At 69.1% G+C, this 7,765-nt stretch carries 9 protein-coding genes; all 9 read right to left on the bottom strand.

The features are described from left to right. Positions 1-279 (bottom strand): transposase (locus H613_RS30310; RefSeq protein ID WP_051393346.1); only part of this gene is annotated, 279 nt, incomplete at its 3' end. A gap of 93 nt (positions 280-372) precedes the next feature. Continuing rightward, the gene (locus H613_RS0118635) at positions 373-1,203 is read right to left on the bottom strand and encodes a hypothetical protein (protein ID WP_026924981.1); all 831 of its coding nucleotides are present in this window, start codon (positions 1,201-1,203) and stop codon (positions 373-375) included. Between the two features lie 83 nt (positions 1,204-1,286). Then, complete coding sequence (locus H613_RS0118630; RefSeq protein ID WP_026924980.1) at positions 1,287-1,901, bottom strand: hypothetical protein; 615 nt, start codon at positions 1,899-1,901, stop codon at positions 1,287-1,289. A 139-nt stretch (positions 1,902-2,040) separates the two neighbouring features. Next, positions 2,041-2,655: a hypothetical protein gene (locus tag H613_RS0118625; RefSeq protein ID WP_026924979.1), complete on the bottom strand. Its 615-nt coding sequence runs from the start codon at positions 2,653-2,655 to the stop codon at positions 2,041-2,043. Positions 2,656-2,842: 187 nt separating this feature from the next. Continuing rightward, positions 2,843-3,847: a hypothetical protein gene (locus tag H613_RS0118620; RefSeq protein WP_156926126.1), complete on the bottom strand. Its 1,005-nt coding sequence runs from the start codon at positions 3,845-3,847 to the stop codon at positions 2,843-2,845. 97 nt (positions 3,848-3,944) lie between these two features. Further along, positions 3,945-4,517 carry an antirestriction protein ArdA gene (locus H613_RS27630; protein ID WP_035738541.1) on the bottom strand — a complete coding sequence of 191 codons (573 nt, stop codon included), beginning with the start codon at positions 4,515-4,517 and terminating at the stop codon, positions 3,945-3,947. Between the two features lie 70 nt (positions 4,518-4,587). Further along, positions 4,588-4,923 carry a hypothetical protein gene (locus tag H613_RS0118610; RefSeq protein WP_026924977.1) on the bottom strand — a complete coding sequence of 112 codons (336 nt, stop codon included), beginning with the start codon at positions 4,921-4,923 and terminating at the stop codon, positions 4,588-4,590. A 70-nt stretch (positions 4,924-4,993) separates the two neighbouring features. Further along, the gene (locus H613_RS0118605) at positions 4,994-6,523 is read right to left on the bottom strand and encodes a hypothetical protein (RefSeq protein ID WP_156926125.1); all 1,530 of its coding nucleotides are present in this window, start codon (positions 6,521-6,523) and stop codon (positions 4,994-4,996) included. Positions 6,524-6,693: 170 nt separating this feature from the next. Next, a complete protein-coding gene (locus H613_RS0118600) occupies positions 6,694-7,707 on the bottom strand; it encodes a DUF4192 family protein (protein ID WP_026924975.1) in 1,014 nt (337 codons plus the stop codon). Positions 7,708-7,765: the final 58 nt, after the last annotated feature.

The raw sequence follows: 7,765 nt of genomic DNA, 5'->3' as shown, positions 1-7,765 counted from the left end.
GGCTGCTTTTTTTAGGAACGCGACTTCCATCTCGAGTTCACGGATGCGTTGTTCGGCCCGACGCATCTCCGGTGATTCCATGGACATGGACTCACTGGTTTGATCGGGAGTTGCGCCGGTAATCCGTCGCTGCTTGCGGGCTTGCTTCACCCAATTCCGGAGCGTCCACTCGTTGATATCGAGTTCCGCGGCCACCTTGGCAACGGATTTGCCGCCATCGAGCGCCATATCGATGGCCATCTGCTTGAACTCGGGCTTGTAGGTGCGTCCCTGACTCACAATTCCTGCTTTCCGTTCTACCAGCGATCGTAACGCTGGCTGTCCAGAAAACCCGAGGCCCCTCAGGCCGAGGCGTCGGGCCCCGGGGGTCGGCTAGTTGGTGAAGCGGATGCGCCCGGTGCAGGACCGGCTTGGGCAGTCGAAGCCGAACGGGTCACGGCCGGTGGCATCGCGGAAGTGCCACTCCCGCGCTCGGCTGTCCGGATTGGGCGTGAACAGCAGCGCGCCGTGCTCGGCGGTCCATGAGGCGGCGCATTGGTTGCAGGTGGCGGTGATGCGGTCGATCTGCGTTTCCGGAATTGCCGTGACGGTGTCGGCGCTGGGGACGCTGGCGATTCGGCAGGCCGCGCGAAGCCTCCAGCTGTACCAGGTGCTGTTGGCGCAGGTCAGGTAATGCCCGGCTGGCAGGACTACCGAGCCCAACCGGCGGCAGGAGCCCGGTGCTGGGGCTTCGATCAGACTCAGCGCCAGATGGCCTCGCTGGGGATAGCTGGCGGCGGTGATGCCGACGGGTTCGCCGATGCTGAGCACTCCGATGTCGCGGAGGTGTTCGCAGAAGGTGCCGTGCCCGCCGTCGTGGGCGAGGTGGGTGTAGGTCACGTCGAACCCGGCTCGGACCAGCCCTTCGGCGAGGCGGTGACTATCGGTGAACCATGGCCGATCCAGGTCGACCGGCGGTAGTCCCGAGTCGAGGGCGAGCTCGTTCGCGGTGAGCGGCCGATCGGGGCGGTGCGCGAAGAGTTGCCCGCCTGCGTGTTCGCTGTATTCCCAGATGCGCTCGAGTTCGATCGCCGGGCCGGTGCCGAAGGCCGACGTGAAGCGCGCGTACGTCGATTCGGCGTCGATGACCAGGCGGTGGGCCTCGATGCGGATCGTGGCAGGCGGTTGGGCATCGTTGTGTTGTGGATGGTTGCGGTTGTGCATGGCTTGCCTTTCGCGGTGTGGAAATGGAAGTGGCCGAGACCCTTTCGGGTCTCGGCCGTGTCGTCGGTGTCGTGCTGGCTCGGTCAGATCAGGGTCCGGTCGCGCTGGTGGGAGGTGGTGATCGCCTCGAGGACCGTCCGTGCCGGGCCGGAGTGCGGCATGGTCGCTGGTTGCACGATGGCGACGGCGGTGTGCTGGTCGTAGTCGCCGCCGTATTCGGTCCGGCGCCAAATGCGGCTCCAGGCCAGGCGCAGTTTGTGGTCCTCGCCGTCGGCGTGGCGGAGGGCCAGAGCGAGTGGCCCGTACCGGTCGCACAGGTCGGCGACGTGCTCCCCGATCAGGACCGGGCCGCCTTCGGTGATGCCGACGCGGCACCGGTGCAGCCGCCACGCGGTGAGCGTGACCGGCTGCCAGGGCCGGTCGGCGTCGTCGGCGGCCCATTGGGTGAACTTGTCGGCCAGGTGGCCTTCGCGTTCGGGATTGATCTGTTTGGACAGCCGTGTCACGACGGTCTTGCCGACCCGGTAGAACCCGTCCTGGTTGGGGACGAGCCGCGGATCGGCCAGTGGCAGGCCGTGCAGGCTCCAGATCGCGGTGCGGTCGGTGGCGAAGGTGCCGCGTTCGTCGTGTTGGAAGACGACCTCGCGGGGGTCGTGCCACAGTTCAATCAGCCGCGGACGTTTGTTGTTGCGTCCCATCGTGTTTCCTTTCTAGTGCGGTTTCGTGGTGTGGAAGCTGGGCTTGTCGGTGGCCGGGTTTGCGGGTGGCATGGCGTGCACCGGCCGCAGCCGGATCGAGCAGGTTCGATCCGGCTGCGGCTCCCCGTGTTCGGCGTGTTCAGGCGGTGTCGGCTTGCCTGGCGGCGTGCCCGCATTCGCACCGGCATGCCTCGCCGGTTTCATCCGTGGTGCGGTGCTTTCGGCAGGCGCCGTGGAGTCCGGCGGCGCAGGCGAGGCTGTGGTCCTTGAGCGGGGCCGCCTCGCGGATGTCGTGCGCGATCGGGACGGCTTCGAGACCGAGGTCCAGGAAGTGGGTGACGAAGACGCGGCGTCGGTAGCGGTAGCAGATCGCCACGGTCGAGCAGGTCTGGTACTCCCAGGGCTGCAGCTCGTTCCGGTCGCGGTCGAGCAGGTCGGGCTCGGGGAACTCCACCGGGAGCGCGCTGATGGCGACCGCCATGGCCCCGATCCCGGAGGCGCGGATGATCTCCTGGAGGAGCATCCCCGGCGAGAACGGCATGGACTCCCCGTGCCGGTACCAGCGGATCGCCGCCATCGCTTCGGTGAGCCGGTCCCGGTCGCCGGGAGCTTCGCTGTAGTCGCGGCCCAGATCGGTCCAGCGTCGTTCGGCCCCGTCGTCGAGACGTTCGCTCATCCAATACCCGGTGCCGTCGTCGTTGCTCGGGTTCGCCTCGCCCGGCGCCTCGTCGGACGGTTGTGGTGTGCTGTTCATGGCAGCTCGATTCCTTTCTTCGTGTTCGTGGAGATGGGTTGCCTGCGGCCGGAGCCCGGGTTGGCATCAGGGCTCCGGCCGCTCGTTCACCGGCTCGGCCGCTGCGGCGGGACGTGCCGGTCGCTACCGCGGCCGTGATCGGCCTCGGCGATATCACTGCCGGGCATGGCCGGTGGTTCGGTACCGGTCACAGCCGGTCGTCTGCCCCGCTGCTGGCGGGTCCGGATACGGCGCCTGGGACGGACTTCCAGGCGTCGATGAGGTCGCCCAGGTGCTCATACCCCCAGATCTCCAGACCGGTGGCCGACAGGGCGGCGGTGTCGAGGTCGGCCAGGTGGAGGCGGGTCCAGGCGCCTTCGACGGCCCAGTGGACGAGTCCGGACTTGCCCGCCGGGTGCGGGAAGAGCGTCCCGTCGGCGCCGAGCTGGGCGGAGAAGACCGCGTCCTCGCCGATCACCGGATCGACCAGGTCGGCCTCGACCAGCAGCGCGACCGCCACGGCCAGGTCCGCCGGGTGCGCGGTGTCGTCGTGGGCGAAGTCGGGGGCCGGCCCGTGTTCGAAGCGGATGGTGCGGTCTGCCGGGTCGAGCTCGAAGCCGCAGGCCCGAACCGCGCACTCGATGCGGGACCAGGCGGCCTGGCCGATCGCCTGAGCCGGGTGCGCGCCCTGGGCGTGTTCGACGCGGACGGCGCAGGCGCCTCGTCCGGCGTGCCCGGCCCATACCGCCACCGTGGCCGGGAGCGTGAGTTGGCCACGCTCCTGGTGGCGGGTGGAGTGCCCGTGTCGGTCTGCGAACAGCTCCCGTCCGTCGTGGACGTGGAAATGGACCGCGTCGAAGTCGTCGGCGTTCTCGGCCAGGTCGATCAGCGCTCGGCCGTAGCGGCGGAAGTCGTGCGCGGACCAGAGCATGAACGCCGAGGCCCGGTTCACGCTGGCGAGTTCGACGACGACCACGGCCAAGTCGAGACGGTAGGACGTCGGCGACGCGTTTGCCGAGGCCCAGGACCGTTCACGCTGGACGATCAGGCGCGCGAGCGCCGTCTCCCCGCTCATGGGCTGATCGGGATCGGTGGCGATGGTGGCGCGGTGCAGCACGATGGTGCGAATGCACTCTGGGCAGAGCTCTCGCTGCAGACGAGCGCTGCGACCGCACAGCCGACACGGCATGGCGTGTTGGTCGTGTTCAGACATGGTGATGGTTCCTTTCTTGTGGTGTTGCAAAACGGAAGCGGTCGTCACCCGGTGGGTGCCGACCGCTTGGTGACCGCCGCTGGGGCGGCGGGCGGGTTCACGATTCGTGCCAGACGTAGAGCCGCTGGCCGAGCAGGGCGGCGTCGTAGCCGCCGTGGTCGAGCTGTTCTTGCCCGAGCCCTTCCCAGTCGAGGTGCGGGGCGAGGGCCTGTTGGACCTCGTCGGGCAGGCTCTCCCAGCCGACCAGGTCGGCGCAGTAGTCCATGCCGAAGTCGCGGATCGACTCGAACGCGCCGACGTAGTGGTCCTCGAACTGCCGGGCGAGTGCGCTGTCGACCGCTTCGTCGATGGTGGCGGCAAAGGCGGCGAACGCGGCGATGCGGTCGGGCTCGATCTCGACTAGGGCCTCGACTACCTGCACGGCCGCTTGCAGCGATTCCCCGATCGCGTCCGTGAACAAGGTGAGGTCGCCGTTGAGGTCGAACACGCCGAGTTCCTCGTGCTCGGTCGGATCGAACCGGTCGGGTGCGCTGGTGCGGCCGAGTGGTTCGCCGCGCTGGTGGACGTCGGCACTGGTGGGGCGCTCGTCGGTGAGGTCGAACCAGTCGCCGACCAGGCGGCCCTCGGTGTAGCAGCGCCAGCACCCGATCCACGCGGACAGGCCCGTCATGTCGATGCTCCACTCAGGCCGTTCAGTGCGAGACCGTCGGTGGCGGTCTCGATGTGTCTGGTGTGCGGCGTCAGTCGCATCGCTGCTCCCGTGCTGGCGTGGTGAAGAGTGTCCGGCCGTCGCAGATCTCGACGCTCATCGACCGGCGAGCCCGGGCTGCGGCCAGTGCCTGTTGGGTCTGGTCGCTCTCGAATGCCTCGCTGCTGAGCGCCAGGTTCCAGCGTCGGCCGGTGTCGGTGCTGCTGATGGTGATGACGACGGTGTCGGCATCGGTGAGTCGCCGTTTCGTTTGGGGGCAGAACAACTGCTGGTCGACGAAGGCGACGATGGCTGCCATGTCGGCGGCCTCGTCGGCGGTCTTGCCCGCGCTGAGCGCCTTCCGTACGATCCGTTCACTGCGGTCCATTGATGTGGTCCTTTCGAACAGCGCCGGGCAGTCACGCGGTGCGTGACTGCCCGGCATAGCGGTATTGGGGTTAAGCGGCAGGGGCCTCGGCGATCGACCGGTAGGTCTCGACCTTGGCGTCCCGGACCGGCGCGATCAGGCCGTTCCCTTGCAAGGCGACCAGCACGTTCTTCACCGCACCGGCCGAACGCGGGTGGCTTCCCCGGGCGATCGCCTCGCTGGCTTTGTCCGCCATCTCGGTGTCCTCGGGGCAGCGTTCGGCCCAGGTGGTCAGCCAGTCGAGCATCGCCCCCGACCGGCATGCCTCCTGGAGGTCGCCGAGCAGGCGGGTCGGCGTGCGCACCGCCGGGTCGTCGTTCTCCTTCGTGGGGACGAGACTCGGTGCCTGGAGTGCCCACGCTTTGATCATGAGCGGCAGTGAGCCGATCGGCAGCGGTGTGCCGCCGTCGTTGGTCTCCTTCCTGGGAACGCCCTTGGTGGCTTTGCCGCCGGTGCTGCGGCCGCCGCGAGTGGCGATCGCCTGACCGCAGGCCGCGCAGCCGATAGCCGCAGGTGCGTCACCGAGTTGCGCGAGGGGGGCGTTGTCGAGCGTGCCCTCCGTGGCTTTCCAGGTGCCTCCGTCGGGCCGGTGGAGATCGGAGCATTCGACGAACCGGCAGGCCCGCAGCGCCCACAGCGCCTGGAGGACCACACCCGAACTGTGTCCGGTGAAGGCCGCGACGCGTTCGGCGGTGAGCTGCTCGCCTTCCTGGTCGAGGACCATGGCGACGAACATGATCACCGGATCCCTGCGGTGGCCGGGGTCGGTCGACCGCTCGGTCAGCCGTGCGGGCACCGGCGCGTCAGGGTCGAACGGTTTGACCGGCCCGACCGTGCCCTGCTTGTAGTTCAGGGCCGCGTCGTGCCCGCAGTCCGGGCAGGTCACCCTGCGCGGCATCTGGGACATGACGACCTGACGGAGGTCGTCCATGTTCGCCTCCTCGGTCAGGCGCCACTGGCCGCGATCGGGCCGCCACGGCGCCGTCGACTGCGCCAAGCCGGCCTGGCGCATGCCCCACAGCGCCTTGGTGATGCGCGTGGCGGTCATGGCGCCGCCGGTCAGCCTGACCAGGTAGCCGATGTCGATGCCGGAGTCGGCATCGTGCGTGGGCAACATGTTGAACACGCACAGCACCTCCAGATCGATCGCGCCGAACTGGAAGCTCGGCGATGTCTGAGATGCCGTCGAGCCGCGACCAGGCACCGCCGTGTCGTCTTGGCTCTCATCGCTGCAGTCGAGCGCTTCTTCCTCGGAGAGTGCCTCGGTTTCGGCGATGCTTTCGTCCTCGTCGCCATGGCCGGCGACGGTGTCCACTTCGATGTCGTCGGCTGCAGCGCTGCCGGTCTCAATGGCATCCAACGCCGGAGCCGGGTGCAGATCGAGCCGCCACCGCTGGGTCGCGCCCTTGCCCTCGGAGACGACCTGCCCAGCCTCTTGCAGGGTAGTGAGCACCTCGCGGACGTCTTCGCGCTTCAGCTCGGTGCCTTTGGCGATCTGGGCGACCACGCGCCCGGTGTGATCGGTGTCGTTCTTGTCGAGCCATTCGATGATCGTGGCCATGGCCTCTGGTGCGATCGACATGATCGGTATGTCCTTTCCTTGATGTGATTGCGTTGCGCCCTGGTCAGGGCATGGAACAGCGGCGAGACCGCATGACCTCGCCGCTGTAGCGGATGGGATAGGGAAGGCGAGCGCGCACTTGCGCGCTCGCCTTCGTCGGAATCGGGGAATCAGGCGCGCTGACGCGGCGCGACTGGGCCCCCGGCGTGCGGTGGCGAGGCGGCCCGGAGCCCGAGCGCGTTGATGCTCGCCGCGGCGATGCCGGTCTCCAGCAGGCCCCAGACCGTCCAGGCCAGCGCGCATTCGTCGTCGGCCTCGAGTGCGGCTTCGGCCGCGGCCATGGCGAAGTCCTCGCCGCCGGTCCAGGCAGCCAGGGCCGCCAGTGCGCAGGCGACGGCCCGCTCAGTGCCCTCGCAGTGGGCGGCGACCTCGCACCACAGGCGGCTGTCGCCGTCAGCGATGTGGAGGAGGCGGTCGACCAGCCACGAGCGCAGTTCGGCGTTCGCGGCCGCAGCGATGCCGACGGCGATCACCTCGCCCTCGGACCGCTCTTCGGCTGCCGCGCATGCCAGGTACAGCTGCACGTCGGCGGCAGTCCGCTCGTGAGGGTCGCCGACGGCATCGCGGTCGCGGCGGATCTGCTCGGCGCGGCAACGAGTCCGCCGCATCGACTCCGGACCGAGCGGGCGCAGCCGCCCGAGTTCGCCGAATCGGCGCACCGCGGCTCGGACCGCGAGCGCCTCGACCACGGCGGTCGCCTCGTCGCCGCCGAAGGCGACCGGCCGCAGCCGCTCGTGCCCGTCGAGCAGATCATGGGCGTAGGCCCACCGCCCGGCGGTGGTGACCAGGCACCGGTAGGCATCGACCAGACCGGGCTGGGCCGCCGTCAAGGCGGCCATGACCTGGCCGATCACGGCCGCGCCGCTCCGGCGGTCGGCGGTGACGGCGACCAGGTGGAGCGCCTGGGCCGGTGACCGCTGCCAGTACTCGCCGAATTGGGCGGCCCCGCCCACCTCGGCGAGGGTGGCCAGGGGCCAGACGACCGCGTCGACCGGGTGGCCGTCGCGGGTGCCGACGGCGACCAGGTCGCCGTCGCTGAATTGCGAGCGCAGGTATGGTGCGAGACCGGCCAGCACGGCCGGGTCGAGGGCATCGAAATCGGTGCCGAACGCGTAGGATCGCATCGGATCCTTCCTTTCGTAGTTGGTTGGTTGGGTTCTGGTGCGGCCGAGTGAGTTCGCG

The organism is Glycomyces arizonensis DSM 44726 (genome assembly GCF_000482705.1).
Taxonomy (GTDB): Bacteria; Actinomycetota; Actinomycetes; order Mycobacteriales; family Micromonosporaceae; genus Glycomyces; species Glycomyces arizonensis.
This window is presented reverse-complemented; position numbering and strand designations above follow the sequence as displayed.

Bases quoted from the DNA above. Each gene is read 5' to 3' on its own strand.
- H613_RS0118635 (WP_026924981.1), bottom strand. From the start codon at position 1,203: ATGCACAACCGCAACCATCCACAACACAACGATGCCCAACCGCCTGCC.
- H613_RS0118630 (WP_026924980.1), bottom strand. From the start codon at position 1,901: ATGGGACGCAACAACAAACGTCCGCGGCTGATTGAACTGTGGCACGAC.
- H613_RS0118625 (WP_026924979.1), bottom strand. From the start codon at position 2,655: ATGAACAGCACACCACAACCGTCCGACGAGGCGCCGGGCGAGGCGAAC.
- H613_RS0118620 (WP_156926126.1), bottom strand. From the start codon at position 3,847: ATGTCTGAACACGACCAACACGCCATGCCGTGTCGGCTGTGCGGTCGC.
- H613_RS27630 (WP_035738541.1), bottom strand. From the start codon at position 4,517: ATGACGGGCCTGTCCGCGTGGATCGGGTGCTGGCGCTGCTACACCGAG.
- H613_RS0118610 (WP_026924977.1), bottom strand. From the start codon at position 4,923: ATGGACCGCAGTGAACGGATCGTACGGAAGGCGCTCAGCGCGGGCAAG.
- H613_RS0118605 (WP_156926125.1), bottom strand. From the start codon at position 6,523: ATGGCCACGATCATCGAATGGCTCGACAAGAACGACACCGATCACACC.
- H613_RS0118600 (WP_026924975.1), bottom strand. From the start codon at position 7,707: ATGCGATCCTACGCGTTCGGCACCGATTTCGATGCCCTCGACCCGGCC.